This window comes from Pantoea sp. 22096, from assembly GCF_052045955.1.
Taxonomy (GTDB): Bacteria; Pseudomonadota; Gammaproteobacteria; order Enterobacterales; family Enterobacteriaceae; genus Pantoea; species Pantoea alfalfae.
In genome coordinates this window covers 1-22195 of the sequence record NZ_JBQEPW010000012.1, presented here as the reverse complement: position 1 = coordinate 22195, position 22195 = coordinate 1, and the positions used below count along the sequence as shown (strand labels likewise).

At 50.7% G+C, this 22195-nt stretch carries 38 protein-coding genes and 1 pseudogene; 4 read left to right on the top strand and 35 right to left on the bottom strand.

Going from position 1 to position 22195, the window contains the following annotated elements; all coding sequences use genetic code 11:
• Positions 1 to 49 precede the first annotated feature (49 nt).
• From rsmB to mscL, 3 genes are all read left to right on the top strand, one after another.
• Positions 50 to 1351: a 16S rRNA (cytosine(967)-C(5))-methyltransferase RsmB gene (gene rsmB, locus ACTJKZ_RS20955; protein WP_253420214.1), complete on the top strand. Its 1302-nt coding sequence runs from the start codon at positions 50 to 52 to the stop codon at positions 1349 to 1351.
• 18 nt (positions 1352 to 1369) lie between these two features.
• Positions 1370 to 2746 carry a Trk system potassium transporter TrkA gene (gene trkA / locus ACTJKZ_RS20950; RefSeq protein WP_013359233.1) on the top strand — a complete coding sequence of 459 codons (1377 nt, stop codon included), beginning with the start codon at positions 1370 to 1372 and terminating at the stop codon, positions 2744 to 2746.
• A gap of 124 nt (positions 2747 to 2870) precedes the next feature.
• Positions 2871 to 3281, top strand: coding sequence for a large-conductance mechanosensitive channel protein MscL (gene mscL, locus ACTJKZ_RS20945; protein WP_033734108.1), 411 nt, complete (start codon positions 2871 to 2873; stop codon positions 3279 to 3281).
• Here the strand turns inward: mscL and ACTJKZ_RS20940 are convergent.
• From ACTJKZ_RS20940 to rpsJ, 32 genes are all read right to left on the bottom strand, one after another.
• Positions 3231 to 3515 carry an alternative ribosome-rescue factor A gene (locus tag ACTJKZ_RS20940; RefSeq protein WP_440830005.1) on the bottom strand — a complete coding sequence of 95 codons (285 nt, stop codon included), beginning with the start codon at positions 3513 to 3515 and terminating at the stop codon, positions 3231 to 3233. The genes mscL and ACTJKZ_RS20940 overlap by 51 nt on opposite strands.
• Positions 3516 to 3574: 59 nt before the next feature.
• Complete coding sequence (gene zntR / locus ACTJKZ_RS20935; protein ID WP_161736567.1) at positions 3575 to 3991, bottom strand: Zn(2+)-responsive transcriptional regulator; 417 nt, start codon at positions 3989 to 3991, stop codon at positions 3575 to 3577.
• Positions 3992 to 4363 carry a DUF1992 domain-containing protein gene (locus ACTJKZ_RS20930; RefSeq protein ID WP_440830004.1) on the bottom strand — a complete coding sequence of 124 codons (372 nt, stop codon included), beginning with the start codon at positions 4361 to 4363 and terminating at the stop codon, positions 3992 to 3994.
• A gap of 96 nt (positions 4364 to 4459) precedes the next feature.
• Entirely contained in the window at positions 4460 to 4846 is a 387-nt protein-coding gene (rplQ, locus tag ACTJKZ_RS20925; RefSeq protein WP_003850180.1) for a 50S ribosomal protein L17, read from the bottom strand.
• A 40-nt stretch (positions 4847 to 4886) separates the two neighbouring features.
• Positions 4887 to 5876, bottom strand: a complete 990-nt coding sequence (locus ACTJKZ_RS20920) for a DNA-directed RNA polymerase subunit alpha (protein ID WP_003850179.1) — start codon at positions 5874 to 5876, stop codon at positions 4887 to 4889.
• A gap of 25 nt (positions 5877 to 5901) precedes the next feature.
• Positions 5902 to 6522 carry a 30S ribosomal protein S4 gene (rpsD, locus tag ACTJKZ_RS20915; RefSeq protein WP_008927131.1) on the bottom strand — a complete coding sequence of 207 codons (621 nt, stop codon included), beginning with the start codon at positions 6520 to 6522 and terminating at the stop codon, positions 5902 to 5904.
• Between the two features lie 33 nt (positions 6523 to 6555).
• Positions 6556 to 6945, bottom strand: a complete 390-nt coding sequence (gene rpsK / locus ACTJKZ_RS20910; RefSeq protein ID WP_004160563.1) for a 30S ribosomal protein S11 — start codon at positions 6943 to 6945, stop codon at positions 6556 to 6558.
• Between the two features lie 16 nt (positions 6946 to 6961).
• The gene (rpsM, locus tag ACTJKZ_RS20905) at positions 6962 to 7318 is read right to left on the bottom strand and encodes a 30S ribosomal protein S13 (protein WP_003850176.1); all 357 of its coding nucleotides are present in this window, start codon (positions 7316 to 7318) and stop codon (positions 6962 to 6964) included.
• 146 nt (positions 7319 to 7464) lie between these two features.
• On the bottom strand, positions 7465 to 7581 hold the full coding sequence (gene rpmJ, locus ACTJKZ_RS20900; protein WP_010252805.1) for a 50S ribosomal protein L36: 117 nt from the start codon (positions 7579 to 7581) through the stop codon (positions 7465 to 7467).
• A 32-nt stretch (positions 7582 to 7613) separates the two neighbouring features.
• The gene (gene secY / locus ACTJKZ_RS20895) at positions 7614 to 8945 is read right to left on the bottom strand and encodes a preprotein translocase subunit SecY (RefSeq protein WP_003850175.1); all 1332 of its coding nucleotides are present in this window, start codon (positions 8943 to 8945) and stop codon (positions 7614 to 7616) included.
• 7 nt (positions 8946 to 8952) lie between these two features.
• A complete protein-coding gene (gene rplO / locus ACTJKZ_RS20890; protein ID WP_003850168.1) occupies positions 8953 to 9387 on the bottom strand; it encodes a 50S ribosomal protein L15 in 435 nt (144 codons plus the stop codon).
• Between the two features lie 3 nt (positions 9388 to 9390).
• The gene (gene rpmD / locus ACTJKZ_RS20885; RefSeq protein WP_003850166.1) at positions 9391 to 9570 is read right to left on the bottom strand and encodes a 50S ribosomal protein L30; all 180 of its coding nucleotides are present in this window, start codon (positions 9568 to 9570) and stop codon (positions 9391 to 9393) included.
• A gap of 5 nt (positions 9571 to 9575) precedes the next feature.
• Positions 9576 to 10076 (bottom strand): 30S ribosomal protein S5, encoded by a 501-nt coding sequence (gene rpsE / locus ACTJKZ_RS20880; protein WP_003850164.1) that lies wholly within the window; start codon positions 10074 to 10076, stop codon positions 9576 to 9578.
• A gap of 14 nt (positions 10077 to 10090) precedes the next feature.
• On the bottom strand, positions 10091 to 10444 hold the full coding sequence (gene rplR / locus ACTJKZ_RS20875) for a 50S ribosomal protein L18 (protein WP_003850163.1): 354 nt from the start codon (positions 10442 to 10444) through the stop codon (positions 10091 to 10093).
• 9 nt (positions 10445 to 10453) lie between these two features.
• Positions 10454 to 10987: a 50S ribosomal protein L6 gene (rplF, locus tag ACTJKZ_RS20870; RefSeq protein WP_013359237.1), complete on the bottom strand. Its 534-nt coding sequence runs from the start codon at positions 10985 to 10987 to the stop codon at positions 10454 to 10456.
• Positions 10988 to 11000: 13 nt separating this feature from the next.
• Positions 11001 to 11393 (bottom strand): 30S ribosomal protein S8, encoded by a 393-nt coding sequence (gene rpsH / locus ACTJKZ_RS20865; RefSeq protein ID WP_003850158.1) that lies wholly within the window; start codon positions 11391 to 11393, stop codon positions 11001 to 11003.
• A 32-nt stretch (positions 11394 to 11425) separates the two neighbouring features.
• Complete coding sequence (gene rpsN, locus ACTJKZ_RS20860) at positions 11426 to 11731, bottom strand: 30S ribosomal protein S14 (protein WP_008927132.1); 306 nt, start codon at positions 11729 to 11731, stop codon at positions 11426 to 11428.
• Positions 11732 to 11745: 14 nt separating this feature from the next.
• On the bottom strand, positions 11746 to 12285 hold the full coding sequence (gene rplE, locus ACTJKZ_RS20855; protein ID WP_003850155.1) for a 50S ribosomal protein L5: 540 nt from the start codon (positions 12283 to 12285) through the stop codon (positions 11746 to 11748).
• Between the two features lie 14 nt (positions 12286 to 12299).
• Positions 12300 to 12614 (bottom strand): 50S ribosomal protein L24, encoded by a 315-nt coding sequence (rplX, locus tag ACTJKZ_RS20850; protein WP_003850150.1) that lies wholly within the window; start codon positions 12612 to 12614, stop codon positions 12300 to 12302.
• Positions 12615 to 12624: 10 nt separating this feature from the next.
• Positions 12625 to 12996 (bottom strand): 50S ribosomal protein L14, encoded by a 372-nt coding sequence (rplN, locus tag ACTJKZ_RS20845; RefSeq protein ID WP_006120590.1) that lies wholly within the window; start codon positions 12994 to 12996, stop codon positions 12625 to 12627.
• Between the two features lie 248 nt (positions 12997 to 13244).
• Entirely contained in the window at positions 13245 to 14597 is a 1353-nt protein-coding gene (locus tag ACTJKZ_RS20840) for an 8-oxoguanine deaminase (RefSeq protein WP_253420216.1), read from the bottom strand.
• Positions 14598 to 14955: 358 nt separating this feature from the next.
• The gene (gene rpsQ / locus ACTJKZ_RS20835) at positions 14956 to 15210 is read right to left on the bottom strand and encodes a 30S ribosomal protein S17 (protein WP_003850147.1); all 255 of its coding nucleotides are present in this window, start codon (positions 15208 to 15210) and stop codon (positions 14956 to 14958) included.
• On the bottom strand, positions 15210 to 15401 hold the full coding sequence (gene rpmC / locus ACTJKZ_RS20830; RefSeq protein WP_003850146.1) for a 50S ribosomal protein L29: 192 nt from the start codon (positions 15399 to 15401) through the stop codon (positions 15210 to 15212). Before rpmC ends, rpsQ begins: the two co-directional genes overlap by 1 nt.
• Positions 15401 to 15811 (bottom strand): 50S ribosomal protein L16, encoded by a 411-nt coding sequence (gene rplP, locus ACTJKZ_RS20825; protein WP_008927134.1) that lies wholly within the window; start codon positions 15809 to 15811, stop codon positions 15401 to 15403. The genes rpmC and rplP overlap by 1 nt, the downstream gene beginning before the upstream one ends.
• 12 nt (positions 15812 to 15823) lie before the next feature.
• Positions 15824 to 16522 (bottom strand): 30S ribosomal protein S3, encoded by a 699-nt coding sequence (gene rpsC, locus ACTJKZ_RS20820; protein WP_008927135.1) that lies wholly within the window; start codon positions 16520 to 16522, stop codon positions 15824 to 15826.
• A gap of 17 nt (positions 16523 to 16539) precedes the next feature.
• The gene (rplV, locus tag ACTJKZ_RS20815) at positions 16540 to 16872 is read right to left on the bottom strand and encodes a 50S ribosomal protein L22 (protein ID WP_008927136.1); all 333 of its coding nucleotides are present in this window, start codon (positions 16870 to 16872) and stop codon (positions 16540 to 16542) included.
• Positions 16873 to 16885: 13 nt separating this feature from the next.
• Positions 16886 to 17164 carry a 30S ribosomal protein S19 gene (gene rpsS, locus ACTJKZ_RS20810; RefSeq protein ID WP_001138115.1) on the bottom strand — a complete coding sequence of 93 codons (279 nt, stop codon included), beginning with the start codon at positions 17162 to 17164 and terminating at the stop codon, positions 16886 to 16888.
• Between the two features lie 16 nt (positions 17165 to 17180).
• Positions 17181 to 18002, bottom strand: coding sequence for a 50S ribosomal protein L2 (gene rplB / locus ACTJKZ_RS20805; RefSeq protein ID WP_008927137.1), 822 nt, complete (start codon positions 18000 to 18002; stop codon positions 17181 to 17183).
• 17 nt (positions 18003 to 18019) lie between these two features.
• Positions 18020 to 18322: a 50S ribosomal protein L23 gene (gene rplW, locus ACTJKZ_RS20800; protein WP_003850708.1), complete on the bottom strand. Its 303-nt coding sequence runs from the start codon at positions 18320 to 18322 to the stop codon at positions 18020 to 18022.
• Entirely contained in the window at positions 18319 to 18924 is a 606-nt protein-coding gene (rplD, locus tag ACTJKZ_RS20795) for a 50S ribosomal protein L4 (protein WP_003850711.1), read from the bottom strand. The genes rplW and rplD overlap by 4 nt, the downstream gene beginning before the upstream one ends.
• A gap of 10 nt (positions 18925 to 18934) precedes the next feature.
• Entirely contained in the window at positions 18935 to 19564 is a 630-nt protein-coding gene (gene rplC / locus ACTJKZ_RS20790) for a 50S ribosomal protein L3 (RefSeq protein WP_003850712.1), read from the bottom strand.
• Positions 19565 to 19596: 32 nt separating this feature from the next.
• Positions 19597 to 19908, bottom strand: a complete 312-nt coding sequence (gene rpsJ, locus ACTJKZ_RS20785) for a 30S ribosomal protein S10 (protein WP_001181005.1) — start codon at positions 19906 to 19908, stop codon at positions 19597 to 19599.
• Between the two features lie 393 nt (positions 19909 to 20301).
• Between rpsJ and ACTJKZ_RS20780 the strand changes: the two genes are divergently transcribed.
• Positions 20302 to 21069 (top strand): prepilin peptidase, encoded by a 768-nt coding sequence (locus ACTJKZ_RS20780; RefSeq protein ID WP_440830003.1) that lies wholly within the window; start codon positions 20302 to 20304, stop codon positions 21067 to 21069.
• Here ACTJKZ_RS20780 and bfr read toward each other — a convergent pair.
• From bfr to tuf, 3 genes and pseudogenes are all read right to left on the bottom strand, one after another.
• Complete coding sequence (gene bfr, locus ACTJKZ_RS20775) at positions 21056 to 21529, bottom strand: bacterioferritin (RefSeq protein ID WP_013359241.1); 474 nt, start codon at positions 21527 to 21529, stop codon at positions 21056 to 21058. The genes ACTJKZ_RS20780 and bfr overlap by 14 nt on opposite strands.
• A 100-nt stretch (positions 21530 to 21629) precedes the next feature.
• Positions 21630 to 21824, bottom strand: a complete 195-nt coding sequence (bfd, locus tag ACTJKZ_RS20770; protein WP_033784140.1) for a bacterioferritin-associated ferredoxin — start codon at positions 21822 to 21824, stop codon at positions 21630 to 21632.
• Between the two features lie 170 nt (positions 21825 to 21994).
• Positions 21995 to 22195, bottom strand: a pseudogene (gene tuf, locus ACTJKZ_RS20765) (elongation factor Tu); the annotation flags it as partial.

Here is a 22195-nt window from a genome sequence, read left to right as displayed (position 1 = left end):
CTCTCAGGCCCGGTCACTCACCGGGCCTTTTGTTTGATGACAAAACCTTATGACTAAATCAATCAACCTGCGTAGCCTCTCCGCTCAACTTATTGAGCGCGTTGTCGACAAGGGCGAATCCCTGAATACGGCACTCCCCGCCGCCCAGAAAAAACTCTCTGACAAAGATAGCGCGTTAGTGCAGGAAATCTGTTTTGGCGTATTGCGCACATTGCCGCAGCTGGAAGCGCTAATCGGCAAACTGATGGAGCGTCCACTGACAGGCAAACAGCGGGTTCTGCACTATCTGATTATGGTCGGTCTTTATCAGCTGGAATATACCCGCGTACCTGCCCATGCCGCACTGGCAGAAACCGTCGCGGGCGCCGAAGTCCTGAAGCGTACCAGCCTGAAAGGCTTGTTAAATGGTGTATTACGCCAGTTTCAGCGCCAGCGGGAAGAGCTGCTCGCCAGCATTCAGGATGGCCCACAGCGTTATCTGCATCCGGGATGGCTGCTAAAGCGATTGCAGCATGCCTGGCCGGAACAGTGGCAACAGATTGTGGAAGCCAATAATCTGCGTCCGCCGATGTGGCTGCGGATTAACCGTCAGCACCAGGATCGTGACGCGTGGCTGCACAAGCTGGTTGAAAGTGGCAGGAATGCACAACCGGCTGACGACGTGCCGGATGCGCTGCGGCTTGACGCCCCTGCCCCCGTCAGTCAGTTACCTGGGTTTGATCGGGGTTGGGTAACCGTGCAGGATTTGTCCGCTCAGCGCTGTGCGTTACTGCTTGAACCGCAAAACGGCGAACAGATCCTGGATTTATGCGCGGCTCCCGGCGGCAAAACGACCCACATCCTTGAAATCGCGCCGGAAGCCCATGTAATGGCCGTCGACGTGGATGCGCAACGCCTTAAACGCGTGGAGGAGAATCTGCAGCGACTGGGCATGAAAGCAGACATTAAACAGGGTGATGGACGGACGCCGCAGCAGTGGTGCGGTGATCGTCAGTTTGACCGGATTCTGCTGGATGCGCCCTGCTCTGCAACCGGTGTTATCCGACGCCATCCCGACATTAAGTGGCTGCGTCGCGATCGTGATATCGCTGAGCTGGCAAAGCTTCAGAGCGAAATTCTTGATGCTATCTGGCCACACCTTAAACCCGGCGGTACGCTGATTTATGCGACCTGCTCTATCCTGCCAGAAGAGAATCATCAGCAGATAGACGCTTTCCTGCAACGCCAGCACGACGCCCAGGCGGAACCGTTGTGGGATGCGTCCGCTAACGGGTTGCAGGTATTCCCGGAAGCCGAGGGCGGAGATGGTTTCTTCTACGCTAAGCTGATAAAGAAATCGGGTACAAACTGAGATGAGTATTGATAAGCGATGAAAATAATCATTCTGGGTGCAGGACAGGTTGGCGGAACCCTGGCAGAAAATCTGGTAGGTGAGAACAACGACATCACGGTTGTCGATACTGACTCTTCGCGCCTGCGTCATCTGCAGGACAAATTCGATCTGCGCGTGGTTCAGGGTCATGGTTCCCATCCGAGAATTTTGCGTGAGGCGGGTGCAGAAGATGCCGACATGCTGGTTGCTGTAACCAACTCGGATGAAACCAACATGATCGCCTGCCAGATTGCTTATTCGCTTTTCAATACGCCGAATCGCATCGCCCGTATCCGTGCGGCCGACTATCTGCGTGATGCAGACAAGTTGTTTATACCTGAAGCAGTGCCTATCGATCATCTGATCTCCCCTGAGCAGCTGGTCATCGACAACATTTACCGTCTGATTCAGTATCCTGGCGCATTGCAGGTGGTTAACTTTGCTGAAGGAAAAGTCAGTCTGGCAGTGGTAAAAGCCTATTATGGCGGGCCGCTGGTGGGAAATCCGCTATCGATCATGCGTGAGCACATGCCACACATTGATACGCGCGTAGCCGCTATATTCCGCCAGGATCGCCCTATTCGTCCGCAGGGTTCAACCATCGTAGAAGCCGGTGATGAAGTGTTCTTCATCGCTGCCAGCCAGAACATTCGTGCGGTGATGAGTGAAATGCAGCGGCTGGAGAAACCTTATAAACGGATTATGCTGGTCGGTGGCGGCAACATCGGTTTCGGTCTGGCGCAGCGGCTTGAGAAGCACTACAGCGTTAAGCTGATTGAGCGGAATCCCCAGCGCGCAGCGGAACTCGCAGAACATCTGCATGACACCGTGGTGTTTTATGGCGATGCGTCCGATCAGGAGCTGCTCGCTGAAGAACACGTTGAGCAGGTCGATCTGTTTATCGCCGTCACCAACGATGATGAAGCCAACATCATGTCTGCCATGCTGGCGAAAAAGATGGGTGCAAAAAAAGTGATGGTACTGATTCAGCGCCGCGCTTACGTCGATCTGGTCCAGGGCAGCGTCATCGATATCGCTATTTCCCCTCAGCAAGCCACGATCTCGGCTCTGCTGGGTCATGTGCGCAAAGCGGATATCGTGGGCGTTTCATCTTTACGACGCGGTATTGCAGAGGCGATCGAAGCGATAGCGCACGGTGACGAGTCGACGTCACGCGTTGTGGGTCGTTCGATTGATGACATCAAACTGCCGCCAGGGACCATTATTGGCGCTGTTGTTCGTGGTGATGATGTGATGATTGCCAATGATAACCTGCGTATTGAACAAGGCGATCATGTCATCATGTTCCTGACCGACAAGAAATTCGTGTCAGATGTGGAACGCCTCTTCCAGCCGAGTCCGTTTTTCCTGTAAATACCGCTTTTACAGGCTGACTCAGCATACGGCATACAAAACCGCTGCTTAATTGGCTGTGTTGATGGCAAAAACAGTGAGGTTTGTTAGACTTTATGGCGTTAGCTTGGGCAAGGAGAGAAGTATGAGTTTAATCAAAGAGTTTCGTGATTTCGCAATGCGCGGCAACGTAATGGATTTAGCCGTGGGTGTTATCATCGGTGCGGCATTCGGCAAAATCGTTTCATCATTAGTCGCTAATATCATCATGCCACCATTAGGCCTGCTGATCGGTGGAGTCGATTTCAAATCATTCGCCTGGGTTCTTAAGCCCGCAACTGGCGATGCGCCAGCTGTTGTTATGCAGTACGGTATCTTCCTTCAGACCATCTTTGATTTCGTCATTATCGCTTTCGCGATCTTTATGGCGATTAAGTTGATGAATCGTCTGTACAAGAAAAAGGAAGTGGAGAAGCCGGTTGCTAAACCGTCAAATGAAGAAGTTTTACTGACTGAAATCCGCGATCTGCTGAAACAGCAGAACACCCGGGTATAGTGAATAAGCCGCCTTTAGGGCGGTTTTGTTTACTATAAAAGCAGAAGGGCAGTGATAAGACGCTTTCTTATCACTGCCCTCCCATCCCGTCCCCTTACCATGTTTCTCTTTCCGCTTAAAACTGCCCTTACCCTTTTGCTTCTGTTCAATACGCTGTCGAAATAACGGGTCGTGCAGCAGAGCCTGAATCGCGTTATCGCGAATTTGCCCTTTAGTGTGCTGATATTTACTCATAACGCCTCCTGTTGAGATGGTCAGATACTCTATTCCATTGCAGCAAAATAACAAGATGCTTATTTACTCAATGCCTCTCCCCGCTCAAGCGCCTCAAGAATTGAGCACGAAATGCTACTGTGACTGTCACCACAACACGCGTCCGAGAGGTGACGCAAAGAACGTTGCATCGTTTCCAATTCTGCGATCATCTGAGCCACTTCACTTAGCCGTTTTTCAACGATCGCTTTCGATTCCTGACAGGTATGATGCGCAGGATCGACCCTTATAGAAAGTAGCTCTCTGATGGCTTCAAGGCTAAATCCGAGTTTACGACCGTAGCGAATAAATTTCAGACGCTGAAGATCGGCCTCGGTATAAAGGCGAAATCCCCCTTCCGTACGACCGTCATGATCCATCATCTGCTGTTTTTCATAAAAACGGATGGTGTCTGGCGTCACCTCTGCAAGCTTAGCTAACTGACCGATGCGAAACATTTACTCCTCCTCGCGGAAACGATGCTCAATAGCAGTAGAATAACTGCCATGAAGAAAATCGGTACTGATACCCGCCTGGCGTAATCTTAGCTCCAGCACCTGAAGCCGATGACAATGATCCTGATAGTGTTGATCCGCAGGATCGAGGTTCCGAATAAGATCGTTAACTTCCAAGGCTTCACGTCTGAGCTCAAGCTCCGGCGGCAGAAAGCCCGAATTTTTCAGTAACCGGTAGCCCGCTCTTAACTCAGGTGGAACATGACTGTCATCATCCAGCTGCAGTGGCTTACCAGAGCCGGGAAGATTACTCAGCTCGCCTTTTTCCAGCGCCGCTTTGATGTACTGTTCAGCAAGTTCATCAACCAGCCACATAGTTGGCTCCTTTGAACATGAAAAGAGTAAGTTCTAAGGTAGTAAATTTCAGGCAATAAAAAACCCGCCGAAGCGGGTTTTTTACGTTGCTACAGATTACTCTGCGGCTGCTTCTGCTTGAGCTTCTGGACGATCAACCAGCTCGATGTAAGCCATCGGAGCGTTGTCACCAGCACGGAAGCCACACTTCAGAATACGAGTGTAACCACCGGCACGGCTCGCGAAACGCGGGCCCAGCTCATTAAACAGTTTTGCCACGATCTCGTTATCACGAGTACGGGCGAATGCCAGACGACGATTAGCTACGCTGTCGGTCTTGGCAAGAGTAATCAGCGGCTCAACTACGCGACGCAGTTCTTTGGCTTTCGGCAGAGTCGTTTTGATGATCTCATGACGAACCAGAGAACCGGCCATGTTGCGGAACATAGCCTGACGATGGCTGCTGTTGCGGTTCAGTTGACGACCACTCTTACGATGGCGCATGACCTTATCCTTCTCAGTGAAACCTTAACCTGTGATCTGATTATTCATCAGCAATGCTTGCTGGCGGCCAGTTCTCAAGGCGCATACCCAGAGAAAGACCACGCGAAGCCAGCACATCTTTAATCTCAGTAAGAGATTTTTTACCAAGGTTAGGCGTTTTAAGCAGCTCAACCTCGGTACGCTGTACCAGATCACCGATGTAGTGGATAGCTTCTGCCTTAAGGCAGTTAGCAGAGCGGACAGTCAATTCCAGATCGTCAACAGGGCGCAGCAGGATCGGATCGAATTCTGGTTTCTCTTCTTTAACTTCCGGCTGACGTACATCACGTAAGTCAACGAAAGCTTCAAGTTGTTCTGCCAGAATGGTTGCCGCACGACGAATCGCCTCTTCAGGATCGATTGTGCCGTTGGTTTCCATTTCGATGACCAGCTTGTCCAGGTCGGTGCGCTGCTCTACTCGCGCTGCTTCAACATTGTAGGCGATACGGTCTACAGGGCTATAGCAAGCGTCAACTAACAGGCGGCCGATTGGGCGCTCATCTTCTTCCGAATGAATTCGGGCAGAAGCCGGCACATAGCCACGTCCACGCTGAACTTTGATACGCATGCTGATAGCCGCGTTCTCATCGGTCAGATGGCAAATGACATGCTGAGGCTTGACGATTTCGACATCACCATCATGGGTAATGTCGGCTGCAGTCACAGGGCCAATGCCAGATTTATTCAGGGTCAGAATAACTTCATCTTTACCCTGAACTCTTACCGCCAGCCCTTTCAGGTTGAGCAGGATTTCCAGGATATCTTCCTGTACGCCCTCTTTGGTGCTGTACTCATGAAGTACACCATCAATTTCAACCTCGGTCACCGCGCAACCCGGCATGGATGAAAGCAGAATACGGCGCAGTGCGTTACCAAGAGTATGGCCAAAGCCACGCTCTAAAGGCTCAAGGGTCACCTTGGCGTGCGTCGAACTCACTTGCTCGATATCTACCAGGCGCGGTTTTAGAAACTCTGTCACAGAACCCTGCATTGTGTCCTCTCTTTGGTACTAAGCTTTACTTGGAGTAAAGCTCGACGATCAGGTGTTCGTTAATGTCCGCAGACAGATCAGTACGTTCAGGAATACGCTTGAACACACCTTCCATCTTAGTCGCATCAACTTCCAGCCAGGTTGGCTTTTCACGCTGCTCAGCCAGCTCCAGAGCGGCCTTCACGCGAGATTGCTTTTTGGCTTTCTCACGGATGCTAACGACATCATTCGGAGATACCTGATAAGAAGCGATGTTAACAACGCGGCCATTTACCAGAACAGACTTATGGCTTACCAGCTGACGTGCTTCCGCACGAGTGGCACCAAAGCCCATACGATAAACTACGTTGTCCAGACGACCTTCCAGCAGAGCCAACAGGTTTTCACCGGTGTTGCCTTTCAGACGAGCTGCTTCTTTATAATAGTTACGGAACTGACGCTCCAGCACGCCGTAGATACGACGAACTTTCTGCTTTTCACGTAACTGACCGCCGTAATCAGACAGACGCGGTTTACGCGCACCATGCTGACCAGGGGCTTGTTCAATCTTACACTTGGAATCAATCGCGCGAACGCCAGACTTAAGGAATAAGTCAGTGCCCTCACGACGGCTCAGCTTGAGCTTAGGACCCAAATATCTTGCCATTTTCTTTCTCCAACTATCCTAAAAAAACGGGCGTTATACGCGACGTTTTTTCGGCGGACGACAACCGTTATGAGGGATCGGAGTCACATCAGTAATATTAGTGATGCGGAAACCAGCGGCGTTCAAAGCACGAATCGTAGATTCGCGACCTGGACCCGGACCCTTTACCATAACTTCCAGGTTCTTAATTCCGTAATCTTTTACCGCTTCTGCACAGCGCTCTGCAGCGACCTGAGCAGCAAACGGAGTGGATTTACGTGAACCGCGGAAACCGGAACCACCGGCGGTTGCCCAACCCAGTGCGTTACCCTGACGATCAGTAATGGTAACGATGGTGTTGTTAAAAGAAGCATGGACATGAGCCACGCCATCTGAGACTTGTTTTCTTACACGCTTACGTGCACGAACTGGTGCCTTTGCCATTATTTACTCACCCCGATTATTTCTTGATCGGTTTACGCGGACCCTTACGGGTACGTGCGTTGGTCTTAGTACGCTGACCGCGAACCGGAAGACCACGACGATGGCGCAAACCACGGTAGCAACCAAGGTCCATAAGACGCTTGATGCTCAGGGTGATTTCACGGCGCAGATCACCTTCTACAACGAATTTCGCAACTGCATCACGCAGCTGATCAATTTGTTCTTCAGACAGCTCACTGATCTTAACATTTTCAGCAATACCCGTAGAAGCGCAGATGGCTTTTGAACGGGTTTTACCAATACCGAAGATCGAAGTTAATGCGATAACGGTATGTTTTTGATCAGGAATGTTAATGCCTGCTATACGGGCCACTATGCACTCCTATAATTAAACAAGCACGTCCCATGCTGAAAAGCCCGTTTTCAGGATACTCAAATGGAAACGTACTGACATACAAAAGATTGGCTGGCTAATCTAGCCAGCTCAACCCGACTTTGCAAGAAAAATATGTGACAAAATCAGCCTTGGCGCTGTTTATGCTTTGGCTCGGCGCTGCAGATCACACGTACGACACCGTCGCGACGAATGATTTTGCAGTTACGACATAATCTCTTGACGGAAGCACGAACTTTCATTTTTACTCTCCGTAACTTCTCAACCAACTGAATTAACGGCCGTAGCCTTTCAGGTTAGCTTTCTTCAGTGCCGACTCATACTGACTAGACATCATCAGAGTTTGCACTTGAGCCATAAAGTCCATGATGACGACAACTACGATGAGCAGTGAAGTACCGCCAAAGTAGAAGGGAACCTTCATCGCATCACGCATGAACTCCGGGATAAGGCAGATAAAAGTAATATACAGCGCGCCGATTAAGGTCAGTCGCGTCATCACTTTATCAATATACTTCGCCGTTTGCTCTCCCGGACGAATTCCCGGTACGAATGCACCAGACTTCTTCAGGTTATCTGCTGTTTCACGTGGGTTGAAAACCAACGCCGTATAGAAGAAACAGAAGAAGATGATTGCAGTCGCATAGAGTAGCACATAAAGCGGCTGTCCTGGCTGCAAATACAGCGAAATTGTTGTCAGCCAGTTCCAACCGGTACCGCCCCCAAACCACGATGCAATCGTTGCCGGGAACAGAATAATGCTGGAAGCAAAGATGGCTGGAATAACACCCGCCATATTCACTTTCAACGGTAAATGTGTGCTCTGTGCAGCGTAAACGCGACGACCCTGCTGACGTTTTGCGTAGTTCACCACAATGCGGCGCTGACCACGTTCAACGAAGATAACAAAGAAGGTCACTGCGAATACGAGTACTGCAACCAACAGCAACAGAAGGAAGTGCAGGTCGCCTTGCCGCGCTTGCTCGATGGTATGGCCAATGGCCGGCGGAAGACCCGCAACAATACCTGCGAAGATAATGATCGAAATACCGTTACCGATACCACGCTCAGTAATCTGTTCGCCCAGCCACATCAGGAACATTGTTCCTGAGACCAGACTCACAACAGCGGTAAAGTAGAAAGCAAAGCCTGGATTCATGACCAGGCCTTGCATCCCTGGCATATTCGGCAGACCGGTAGCAATACCGATCGACTGAAATATGGCCAATACCAACGTACCGTATCGGGTGTACTGGCTAATCTTGCGACGGCCAGCCTCACCTTCTTTCTTAATTTCCGCTAACGCCGGATGAACCACCGTTAATAACTGGATGATAATCGATGCCGAAATATACGGCATGATACCCAGTGCGAAAATAGAAGCACGGCTGAGAGCACCACCAGAGAACATGTTAAACATTTCAATGATGGTGCCACGCTGTTGCTCAAGCAGTTTGGCAAGTACAGTGGCATCAATACCAGGGATTGGAATAAAAGAGCCAATACGGAAGACAATGAGTGCGCCGATTACAAACAGCAGTCTGCGTTTCAGCTCACCAAAGCCACCTTTGGCACTTTGAAAATCTAATCCCGGTTGTTTAGCCATCTGCTACTTATTCCTCGATTTTACCGCCAGCAGCTTCGATTGCAGCACGAGCACCTTTGGTGACACGCAGGCCGCGAACCGTTACCGGTGTAGATACTTCACCAGACAGAATTACTTTAACGAATTCAATCTGAACACCGACAATGTTGGCTGCTTTCAGCGCGTTCAGGTCGACGATACCGCCTTCAACTTTCGCCAGATCAGACAGACGAATCTCTGTGGTGATCATTGCTTTGCGAGAGGTGAAACCGAACTTCGGCAGACGACGGTACAGAGGCATCTGACCACCTTCGAAACCGCGACGTACGCCACCGCCAGAACGTGAGTTCTGACCTTTGTGACCACGACCACCGGTTTTTCCGAGGCCAGAACCGATACCACGACCCAGACGCTTGGTAGCGTGCTTAGACCCTTCGGCCGGAGACAGAGTATTTAAACGCATCTCTTACTCCTCCACTTTAACCATATAGGAAACCGCGTTAACCATACCGCGTACTGCAGGCGTGTCTTCACGCTCAACGGTGTGGCCAATACGACGCAGACCCAGGCCAACCAGAGTGGCTTTATGCTTAGGCAAGCGGCCGATTGAACTACGGGTTTGAGTGATTTTAATAGTCTTAGCCATCGTGATTACCCCAGAATTTCTTCAACGGATTTACCACGCTTAGCAGCGACCATTTCCGGAGATTTCATATTGCCCAGGCCGTCGATAGTTGCACGAACCACGTTAATCGGGTTAGTAGAACCATAGGCTTTTGCCAGTACGTTATGAACTCCAGCGACTTCCAGAACGGCGCGCATTGCACCACCGGCGATGATACCGGTACCTTCTGAAGCCGGCTGCATGAACACGCGGGAACCCGTGTGTGCACCTTTAACAGGGTGCTGCAGGGTGCCGTTGGTCAGCGCGACGTTAACCATGTTGCGACGGGCTTTCTCCATCGCTTTCTGGATCGCTGCTGGAACTTCACGCGCTTTACCGTAACCAAAACCTACGCGACCATTACCATCGCCTACCACAGTCAGTGCTGTGAAGGAGAAGATACGACCACCTTTAACAGTTTTAGAAACACGGTTTACCGCGATCAGTTTTTCCTGCAGTTCGCCAGCTTGTTTCTCGATGTGTGCCATCTTAGACCTCTACCTTAGAACTGAAGGCCAGCTTCACGGGCAGCATCTGCCAGTGCCTGGACGCGACCATGATATTGGAAACCGGAACGGTCGAAAGAAACACCAGTGATGCCTTTTTCGATTGCGCGTTCTGCGATAGCTTTACCTACTGCAGCTGCGGCTTCTTTATTACCGGTATACTTCAGTTGTTCAGTGATAGCTTTTTCTACAGTAGAAGCAGCGACCAGAACTTCGGAACCATTCGGGGCGATTACCTGTGCGTAAATATGACGCGGGGTACGATGTACCACCAGGCGAGTAGCACCCAGCTCTTTGAGCTTGCGACGTGCACGGGTCGCACGACGGATACGAGCAGATTTCTTATCCATAGTGTTACCTTACTTCTTCTTAGCCTCTTTGGTACGCACGACTTCGTCGGCGTAACGGACACCCTTGCCTTTATAAGGCTCAGGACGACGGTAGGCGCGCAGGTCCGCAGCAACCTGACCAATCAGCTGTTTATCAGCGCCTTTCAGCACGATCTCAGTCTGAGTTGGACATTCTGCAGTGATACCCGCGGGCAGCTGGTGATCGACTGGATGAGAAAAGCCCAGAGACAGGTTTACCACGTCGCCTTTAACGGCTGCACGATAACCTACACCAACCAGCTGCAGCTTCTTAGTGAAGCCTTCGGTAACACCGATAACCATTGCGTTCAGCAGCGCGCGAGAAGTACCCGCCTGCGCCCAGCCGTCAACGAAACCTTCGCGCGGAGCGAAAGTCAGAGCGTTGTCAGCATGCTTAACTTCAACAGCATCATTGATAGTACGAGTCAGCTCGCCGTTTTTACCTTTAATCGAAATTACCTGACCGTCGAGTTTTACCTCTACGCCGGCAGGAACAACGACAGGTGCTTTAGCAACACGAGACATATGTATCCTCCGATTACGCTACGTAGCAGATAATTTCGCCACCAAGACCTGCCTGGCGCGCTGCACGATCAGTCATGACACCTTTAGATGTAGAAACTACAGCGATGCCCATACCAGCCATTACCTTTGGCAGCTCATCTTTTTTCTTATAGATGCGCAGGCCAGGACGGCTTACTCGCTGAATGCTTTCTACAACAGCTTTGCCCTGGAAATACTTGAGAGTAAGTTCCAGTTCCAGCTTGATGTCGCCTTCGATTTTGAAATCTTCAATATATCCTTCTTCCTTCAGAACGTTGGCAATTGCCAATTTCAGCTTGGAGGAAGGCATGGTGACCGCAACTTTGTTCGCGGCCTGACCGTTACGGATACGGGTCAGCATATCCGCGATCGGATCTTGCATGCTCATCTGTGTTACTCCCGTGATTCAATTGGTGACAATTACCAGCTAGCCTTTTTCAGACCCGGAATTTCACCGCGCATGGCGGCTTCGCGGACCTTGATACGGCTCAACCCAAACTTCCGCAGGAAACCGTGCGGACGACCTGTTTGACGGCAGCGGTTACGCTGACGTGAAGGGCTGGAATCACGCGGCAGACTCTGCAGCTTCAGAACAGCATCCCAACGGTCTTCGTCGGAAGCGTTCACATCAGAGATGATCGCTTTCAGTTCAGCGCGTTTAGCGAAGAATTTGTCTGCTAATTTTGCACGCTTAACTTCGCGTGCTTTCATAGATTGCTTAGCCATTAAGTAACCCTACCTTACTTACGGAACGGGAAGTCAAAGGCAGCCAGCAGAGCACGGCCTTCATCATCAGATTTCGCAGTAGTGGTAATGGTGATATCCAAACCACGAACGCGATCGACTTTGTCGTAGTCGATTTCTGGGAAGATGATCTGCTCACGTACACCCATGCTGTAGTTGCCACGACCATCGAATGACTTAGCGGACAAGCCACGGAAGTCACGGATACGTGGAACTGCAATGGTGACCAGACGCTCAAAGAACTCCCACATGCGCTCGCCACGCAGAGTTACTTTACAGCCGATCGGATAGCCCTGACGGATTTTGAAGCCTGCAACTGATTTGCGTGCTTTGGTGACCAGCGGTTTTTGACCGGAGATTGCTGCCAGGTCTGCTGCTGCATTATCCAGCAGTTTCTTGTCAGCGATCGCTTCACCAACACCCATGTTCAGGGTGATCTTCTCGACCCGAGGGACTTGCATGACAGAATTGTAGCCAAACTCTGTCATGAGTTTCTGGACTACTTCGTCTTTGTAGTAATCATGCAGTTTCGCCATCGTACTACTCCAAATTACTTGATAGTTTCGCTGTTAGACTTGAAGAAACGGACTTTTTTGCCGTCTTCGAATCTAAAGCCTACACGGTCAGCCTTACCAGTTGCCGCGTTGAACAGTGCAACGTTAGAAACCTGAATAGCAGCTTCTTTTTCAACGATGCCACCTGGTTGGTTCAGAGCCGGAACCGGCTTCTGATGTTTCTTAACCAGGTTGATACCTTCAACGATGACCTTACCAGAAGACAGGACATTCTTAACTTTACCGCGCTTACCTTTATCTTTACCGGTTAACACGATAACTTCGTCGTTACGACGGATTTTAGCTGCCATTGTTCGCTCCTTAGAGTACTTCTGGTGCCAGAGAGATAATTTTCATGAACTTTTCAGTACGAAGTTCACGAGTTACCGGCCCAAAAATACGCGTACCGATAGGCTGCTCACTGTTATTGTTCAGAATAACGCATGCATTACCATCGAAGCGAATGACAGAACCGTCCGGGCGACGAACACCCTTCCTGGTGCGCACCACTACCGCCTTCAGGACATCACCTTTTTTGACTTTACCACGAGGAATTGCTTCCTTGATGGTAACTTTGATGATGTCACCGACGCCTGCGTAGCGACGGTGCGAGCCACCCAGAACCTTGATACACATTACGCGACGTGCACCGGAGTTGTCGGCGACGTTCAGCATAGTCTGTTCTTGGATCATTTTAGTGCTCCGCTAATGTCAACTACTACTTCGGGACCTAAACCTCAGGTCGTTAGAAAGCCCCATAATTGAGGGCGCGGCATTGTAACACCGGTTCTCACAGATGGGTAGAAAAAATAAACGGCTCTCAATCGAGCCGCTGATTTTCCCTGATGACAGGGAGGGCGTATTCTAGGGAATAGTGCGAACAGTAGCAAATGTAATCTGCCTTATTTTTCGTCGCCTCCCTAATAAAGTGCCCTTATGACTCAACTAACCAGTTTTCTGGCCAGTTGGTTATGCTGATGCAGCACGGCTGGCAGTTCAATTCCGGCCAGTTGTCCGTTTCGCACCCTGACTTTTCCGTTGATGATGCTGTAAGCGACCTGCCCCGGATTACAGAACACCAGGGCGGCGACAGGATCGTGCCCCGCCCCGGCAAGACCAATGCGATTCAAATCAAAGATGGCCAGATCAGCCATCATGCCCGGCGCAATGGCGCCCACGTCATCGCGATTCAGCACTTTTGCTCCACCCAGCGTCGCCAGCTCCAGAGCCTGACGAGCCGTCATCGCATCCGGGCCGAAACCCACGCGTTGTAACAGCATTGCCTGACGTACCTCCGCTATCATGTCTGAGCTGTCATTGGAGGCTGACCCATCTACGCCCATACCGACATGGACACCGGCATCGCACATGTGGCGTATTGGTGCAATGCCCGAACCGAGCCGCATGTTTGAACAGGGACAGTGTGCGACGCCGGTTCCGGTGCGTGCAAAGAGCTCCATACCATACTGATCCAGTTTAACGCAGTGTGCATGCCAGACATCCGGCCCTACCCAGCCGAGGTCTTCAACGTACTGTGCTGGCGTCATGTGGAACTTTTCGCGGCTATATCGGATATCGTTGTCGTTCTCCGCCAGATGAGTATGCATCGAGACGTTGAAGCTGCGTGCCAGTGCAGCGGATTGTTTCATCAGTTCACGACTGACTGAGAACGGTGAACATGGGGCCACCACGATGCGTAACATCGAGCCGTGGCTGTCATCGTGATAGCGTTCAATCACACGCTGCGTATCCTTGAGGATGGCGGCTTCATTCTCAACCAGCGAATCGGGCGGCAGGCCTCCGAGGGATTTGCCCACACTCATGCTGCCCCGGCTGGCATGGAAACGCATGCCCATCAGTGCTGCAGCCTCAATGCTGTCGTCAAGCTTACAGCCGTTAGGGTAGACATAGAGATGGTCACTGGTGGTGGTGCAACCGGAGAGCATTAACTCAGCCATCGAAATCTGCGTTGAGATATGAATCATCTCAGGCGTCAGGTTCTGCCACAGTGGGTAGAGGTGGGTCAACCAGTTGAACAGTTCGCCGTTTTGTACCGCAGGAATAGCCCGGGTCAGGCTCTGATACATGTGATGATGCGTATTGATCAGCCCGGGGATAACAATGTGTCCCTGAAGGTCAATCATTTCATCCGCGCTATCAGGTAACGATCCTGCTTCCCCGACCGCAACGATTTGGTTCCCTTTAATCAGAATACTGGCGTTACGTATTTCCCGACGCTCGGCATCCATGCAGACCACGCATTCAGCGTTCTTTAGTAATAACGTTCGTTCCATGCTATTGCCTGTGGGTTGTGGGTGTGTACTACCCGATAATAGCGGCAGGCTTTTGGCAGAGCTAATAGCTGGTAACGCAGCTAACAGTGGTAATTTTAACAGTGACCGGCGTAAGCGATCATGATTCTCCATTTCCACGGCACATTTCCTTGTACAGTTATGATAACTCCGGCCTCAACAGACTGGAGCTTTCAGGTCACATCGCCTGAAGAGTCGCAGCTTAATCCTCGCCATTCCCTAAATTTGTGAGCGCCATCAAATCTGCTCTGCCGCAGGCACAAATGGATCAAGTCAGAATAAAAGGTAAAAAAAAACCCCCTGCCGAAGCAGAGGGTTTCCTCAGAAAAAACAATTCTTATTACAGAACCGCTTTCTCGATTACGCGAACCAGGGTCCAGGATTTAGTCTTGGACAGTGGACGGCATTCGCGGATTTCTACCACGTCACCAATTCCACATTCATTGTTCTCGTCATGGATGTGCAGCTTGGTCGTACGTTTGATGAATTTGCCGTAGATCGGGTGTTTCACGAAACGTTCGATAGCGACAACTGCAGATTTCTGCATTTTGTCACTTACTACACGACCCTGCAGAGTACGGATTTTATCGGTCATTACGAACCCGCCTTCTCAGTCAGTAAAGTCTTAACGCGTGCAACATCACGGCGAACCTGTTTCAGCAGATGAGTCTGCTGCAGTTGGCCAGATGCTGCCTGCATGCGCAGGTTAAATTGCTCACGCAGCAGATTAAGCAGCTCAGTGTTCAGCTCTTCAACGCTTTTTTCACGCAGCTCAGTTGCTTTCATTACATCACCGTCTTAGTTACAAAGGTGGTTTTGATAGGCAGTTTTGCTGCTGCCAGCTTGAATGCTTCACGGGCCAGCTCTTCTGGTACGCCGTCCATTTCATACAGGACTTTACCAGGCTGGATCAGGGCAACCCAATACTCTACGTTACCCTTACCTTTACCCATACGCACTTCCAGCGGCTTCTCGGTGATCGGTTTGTCCGGGAATACTCGGATCCAGATCTTACCTTGACGCTTAACTGCACGGGTCATAGCACGACGTGCTGCTTCGATCTGACGAGCAGTCAGACGACCACGGCCAACAGCTTTCAGACCGAAAGTACCGAAGCTGACATCCGTACCCGCAGCCAGACCGCGGTTACGGCCTTTGTGCACCTTACGGAATTTCGTACGCTTTGGTTGTAACATCAGCGACTCTCCTTACTTACGGCCTTTACGCTGCTGCTTTTTAGGTTGAGCAGCCGGTTCCGGTTGTTCAACAGCAGCCATACCACCCAGGATCTCACCTTTGAAGATCCATACCTTAACGCCGATTACACCATAAGTGGTGTGCGCTTCAGAGGTGTTGTAGTCAATGTCAGCACGCAGTGTGTGCAATGGCACGCGACCTTCACGATACCATTCGGTACGTGCGATCTCAGCGCCACCCAGACGGCCGCTAACTTCAACTTTAATACCCTTCGCGCCAAGACGCATGGCGTTTTGAACTGCACGCTTCATAGCACGACGGAACATCACACGACGCTCCAGCTGTGAAGTAATGCTGTCAGCTACCAGTTTCGCGTCCAGTTCCGGCTTGCGGACTTCGGCGATATTGATCTGTGCAGGAACGCCAGCGATTTTCGCGACGACCGTGCGCAGTTTTTCTACATCTTCGCCTTTCTTACCGATAACGATGCCCGGACGAGCGGTGTGAATAGTCACACGGATGCTCTTCGCTGGACGCTCGATAACGATACGAGAGACAGATGCTTTAGCCAGTTCTTTAGTCAGGAACTGACGTACTTTAAAATCGCTGTCCAGGTTGTCAGCGAATTCGTTGGTGTTCGCAAACCAGGTAGAGTTCCATGGTTTTACAATACCCAGGCGAATACCATTAGGATGTACTTTCTGACCCATTGCTAGTCTCCAGAGTCTCAGCGATCGGACACAACCACAGTAATGTGGCTGGTGCGCTTCAGGATGCGATCTGCACGACCTTTGGCACGCGGCATAATGCGTTTCATGGTCGGACCTTCATCAACGAAAATTTTCGTGATTTTCAGATCGTCGATATCAGCGCCATCGTTGTGTTCGGCGTTAGCAATGGCAGATTCCAGAACTTTTTTGACCAGTACAGCCGCTTTCTTATTGGTGTAGGTCAAAATGTCCAGTGCCTGCGACACTTTCTTACCGCGAATCAGGTCAGCAACAAGGCGAACCTTCTGAGCAGAAGAACGAGCGTGGCGATGTTGAGCTAAAGTTTCCATCTCTTCCTCCTACTTATTTCTTCTTGGCTTTTTTATCAGCCGCGTGACCGCGATAAGTACGTGTCGGCGCGAATTCACCCAGTTTGTGACCAACCATTTCGTCGGAAACAAAGACAGGAACGTGCTGACGACCATTATGGACAGCGATGGTCAAACCGATCATGTTAGGAAAGATCGTTGAACGACGGGACCAAGTGCGCAAAGGCTTCTTGTCACCGCTTTCCACCGCTTTCTCTACCTTCTTCAGCAAGTGCAGGTCAATAAAAGGACCTTTCTTGAGAGAACGTGGCATGGCTTATCCTCTAATATTATTTGCTACGGCGACGTACGATAAATTTATCAGTACGCTTGTTGCTACGGGTCTTCTTACCTTTGGTCTGAACGCCCCACGGAGTTACCGGGTGCTTACCAAAGTTACGACCTTCACCACCACCGTGCGGGTGATCAACTGGGTTCATCGCGGTACCACGAACGGTCGGACGAACACCACGCCAACGGGCTGCACCAGCTTTACCCAGAACGCGCAGCATATGCTCAGCGTTGCCGACTTCGCCCAGTGTTGCGCGGCAGTCAGACTCGACTTTACGCATTTCACCTGAACGCAGACGCAGGGTAACGTAAGAACCTTCACGCGCAACGATCTGCACGTAAGCACCAGCTGAGCGAGCAATCTGACCGCCTTTGCCTGGTTTCATTTCTACGTTATGCACGGTTGAACCCACCGGGATGTTACGCATCGGCAGAGTGTTACCTGCTTTGATCGCAGCATCAACGCCAGATTGGATCTGGTCGCCGGCTTTCAGGCCTTTAGGGGCCAGGATGTAACGGCGCTCGCCGTCTTTGTACAGAACCAGTGCGATGTTCGCAGAGCGGTTCGGATCGTACTCAAGACGTTCAACAACTGCCGGGATACCATCTTTGTTGCGTTTGAAGTCAACAATACGGTAAGCCTGCTTGTGACCACCACCGATATGACGGGTAGTGATACGACCATTGTTGTTACGGCCACCGGATTTGCTGTTTTTTTCTACCAGCGGGGCAAATGGTTTGCCCTTGTGCAGCTCCGCGTTTACCACTTTAACTACATGGCGACGACCCGGAGATGTCGGTTTACATTTAACAACTGCCATTGTCTTTCTCCTCCGACTTACTCAGCGCCGCCAGCGAAGTCCAGATTCTGGCCTTCTTTCAGGGTGACGTAAGCTTTTTTCCAGTCGCTACGACGACCGATACGCTGTCCTTGACGCTTAACTTTGCCCTTAACTACCAGGGTGTTTACGTCTTTAACTTCTACTTCGAACAGTTTCTCAACAGCAGCAACGATCTCTGCTTTGGTCGCGTCATTAGCAACTTTGAGAACGATGGTATTGGTTTTTTCCATCGCGCTAGATGCTTTTTCAGATACGTGCGGCGCGCGCAGTACTTTCAGCAGACGTTCTTCACGGATCATGCCAGCATCTCCTCAACTTGCTTAACTGCATCAGCAGTCATAACGACTTTGTCGAAGGCGATCAGGCTAACTGGATCGATACCGGATGCATCACGCACGTCAACCTTGTACAGGTTACGCGCAGCCAGGAACAGATTCTCATCCAGTTCACCGGTGATGATCAGCACGTCTTCCAGAGCCATGTCTTTCAGTTTCTGTACCAGCAGCTTGGTTTTCGGTGCTTCTACAGCAAATGATTCGACAACGATCAGACGATCTTGACGTACCAGTTCGGACAGGATGCTTTTCAGCGCGCCGCGGTACATCTTTTTGTTAACTTTTTGACTGTGGTCCTGCGGCTTCGCAGCAAAGGTCACGCCACCTGAACGCCAGATTGGGCTCTTTACAGAACCTGCACGCGCACGGCCGGTGCCTTTTTGACGCCATGGCTTTTTGCCTGAACCGGTTACTTCGGCGCGAGTTTTCTGCGCACGAGTACCCTGGCGGGCGCCAGATGCGTAAGCAACAACAACCTGGTGAACCAGCGCTTCGTTGAAATCACGACCGAAGGTAGTTTCGGAAACAGTCAGCGCGCTCTGCGCGTCTTTCAATACTAATTCCATTGCTATCCCCTTACGCCTTCACAGCTGGTTTAACGATCAGGTCGCTACCGGTAGCACCGGGAACTGCACCTTTAACCAGCAGCAGGTTGCGCTCAGCGTCAACACGTACTACGTCCAGACTCTGAACGGTTACGCGCTCATTACCCAGCTGACCTGCCATTTTCTTGCCTTTGAACACTTTGCCCGGAGTCTGGTTCTGACCGATAGAACCCGGAACGCGGTGAGACAAGGAGTTACCGTGAGTAGCGTCCTGGGTACGGAAGTTCCAGCGCTTAACGGTACCGGCGAAACCTTTACCTTTAGAGGTACCGGTTACGTCAACTTTCTTAACTTCAGCGAAAATCTCAACGCTGATGCTCTGACCTACAGAATACTCTTCACCTTCAGCGGTGCGGAATTCCCACAGGCCACGGCCAGCTTCAACGCCAGCTTTAGCAAAATGACCAGCTTCAGGTTTGGTCACACGGTTTGCTTTTTTAGCACCGGTGGTAACCTGAATTGCCTGGTAACCGTCGTTTTCCAGGCCTTTGACCTGAGTAACGCGGTTCGCTTCAACTTCGATTACGGTGACGGGGATAGAAACGCCATCTTCAGTGAAGATGCGGGTCATGCCCACTTTTTTACCGACTAAACCAATCATTGTTTCAACCTCTCAATCGCTCGATGACCTGATTAACCCAGGCTGATCTGCACGTCAACACCGGCAGCCAGATCCAGACGCATCAGAGCATCAACCGTTTTTTCAGTTGGCTCAACGATGTCTACCAGACGCTTGTGAGTGCGGATTTCGTACTGATCACGCGCATCTTTGTTAACGTGCGGAGAGATCAGAACAGTAAAACGCTCTTTGCGGGTTGGCAGCGGGATTGGACCACGAACCTGCGCACCAGTGCGCTTGGCGGTCTCAACGATTTCCGCGGTTGATTGATCGATCAGACGATGATCAAACGCTTTAAGACGGATACGGATTCTTTGGTTCTGCATGAGACCAGAGCTCCAAACTTTTTATAGACGAAAAAAATTACTACTCGAACCCATTACGATTGATGGGAGAGTGTAATCGTTCAGCATATAACTCCCCAATTGGGAGTATTGTCAGGCGGCCTATATTTCAGCCGTCTGCGATTCTGCTCGAATCGCGCCTGCAATATCTGCAGGCCCGCGCATTATACGTAAATCTGTTCAGGAAGCAACCCGTGTTGCGGTTTTCCCTGTTAAATAGTGGCCGGTTCTTGCGGCACGCGTCGCGTCGCAGTGCTGCAGAGCGGTTAAGTCACAAATTTTTTTGTGAGCACTTTTCCGCCGTTATTTATCCATAGGTGACACAGAATGAGAAGCCGATGAAAGTGCTTTTAACTTCTCATCCGGAGCAACATCATGTCACTGATTACTCAATTCGTAGCACTTGCTGGCGGAGGCGCACTGGGAAGCTTTCTTTCGCTGGCCTGGGTACGCTTCTCACCCGCCCTCTCACCCGCTCAGTGGTTTATCGCACTCTGCTTTCCCGGTTCACGGTGTGATTGTTGTCAGCAACGCCTGCTATGGCGTGATGCGCTGCCACTGATTAGCTGGCCACGGTTAAGAGGTTGGTGCCGCTTCTGTCATCATCCGTTCGGTGCGGAAAGCTTTATCAGTGAATGGCTAGTTGCAATGCTTTGCCTGCTGGTACTGAATAGTTTTGACAGGGCTGCAGACGCTACTTTTGTTATCACTGCCTCCAGCCTGCTGCTACTGATAGCGGTTATTGACCGTCAGCACTTCTGTATACCTGACCCGCTCAGCTATCTGCTGCTCTGGCTGGGGTTACTACATGCAGCCATCTTTGGGACAGAGAGTGCGGCGATATGGGGTGCCTTGTCGGGCTACTGTACATTGTGGCTGCTCGCCTGGAGTTATCGGCAGGTTCGGGGGCATGAAGGATTAGGTTATGGTGATATGAAGCTTTTCGCGGCATTGGGCGCATGTTGTGGATGGCAGGCGCTACCCTGGATTGCACTGGGTGCCACTTTTCTGGCGCTGACGGCAATCGTGATGCTGAAACTACGCGGTTTAATTCAGGTGAACAGCCCGCTGCCGTTTGGCCCTTTCCTGGCCATTGCGGGCTGTGTAATGATCGTGTTGCAGACCCGATTCACTCTTCTTTGATTTGAGCCTGCAGATAGTTCTGGATACCCATCTTCTGGATTAGCTCAAGTTCCGTTTCAATCCAGTCGATGTGATGCTCTTCATCAGCCAGGATTTCAATCATCATGTCACGACTGACATAGTCATGTACCTTGTCAGCATAGGAAATGGCCTCACGCAGATCTTTAGCGCCTTCCAGCTCCAGATTCAGGTCTGAACTTAGCATCTCCTCAACGTCTTCGCCGATACGCAGACGTCCCAGATCCTGAAGATTTGGAATTCCCTCAAGAAAGAGAATGCGTTCAATGTACTTGTCCGCATGCTTCATCTCGTCGATCGATTCGTGGTACTCCACATCGTTGAGGCGCGTTAGCCCCCAGTTTTTAAACATGCGTGCATGCAGAAAATACTGATTGATGGCAACCAGTTCATTTCCAAGCAGTTTATTGAGATGACTGATAACTTTGATATCGCCCTTCATTGTTAACCCTCCGCGTCTGATTTATTAGAGCGTAGATGTGGTTAAAAAGAAGTCAAAAAAACGCGACAGATATTGTGGGTATTCACACATCCAGGGTCAGTCAGGCTATCTCTTTATAGAGCGGGGCATGCTGCATCTCTTCATCCATAATCTCGCGCGCAGCACGAACGCATTTGCCACACTGTTTGCCTACCGGTACAAACTGGCGCAGTTGCTGAATAGATTTGGGCTGATAGCGACGCACAACTTCACGAAGGGTTTTATCACTGATGGCATTACACAGGCAGACGTACATTGATTCATCACTCGGGTACATTTTCTGTACACAGTGTAAATGCGAATCGTTTTTATTTCAAACCCACGTTTTACAGGGTTATGTCGATTTCTGAGCAAAAAAAAGAGCACCGAAGTGCTCTTTTTACTGTGTTGCAGTGGCCGTTTGCACGACCACAGCAGATATCACAATTAAGCGATAACTTTAGCAACAACACCCGCGCCAACGGTACGGCCACCTTCGCGGATTGCGAAGCGCAGACCTTCGTCCATCGCGATTGGGTGGATCAGGGTAACAACCATTTTGATGTTGTCGCCTGGCATGACCATTTCAACGCCTTCTGGCAGCTCTACTGAGCCGGTTACGTCAGTTGTACGGAAGTAGAACTGTGG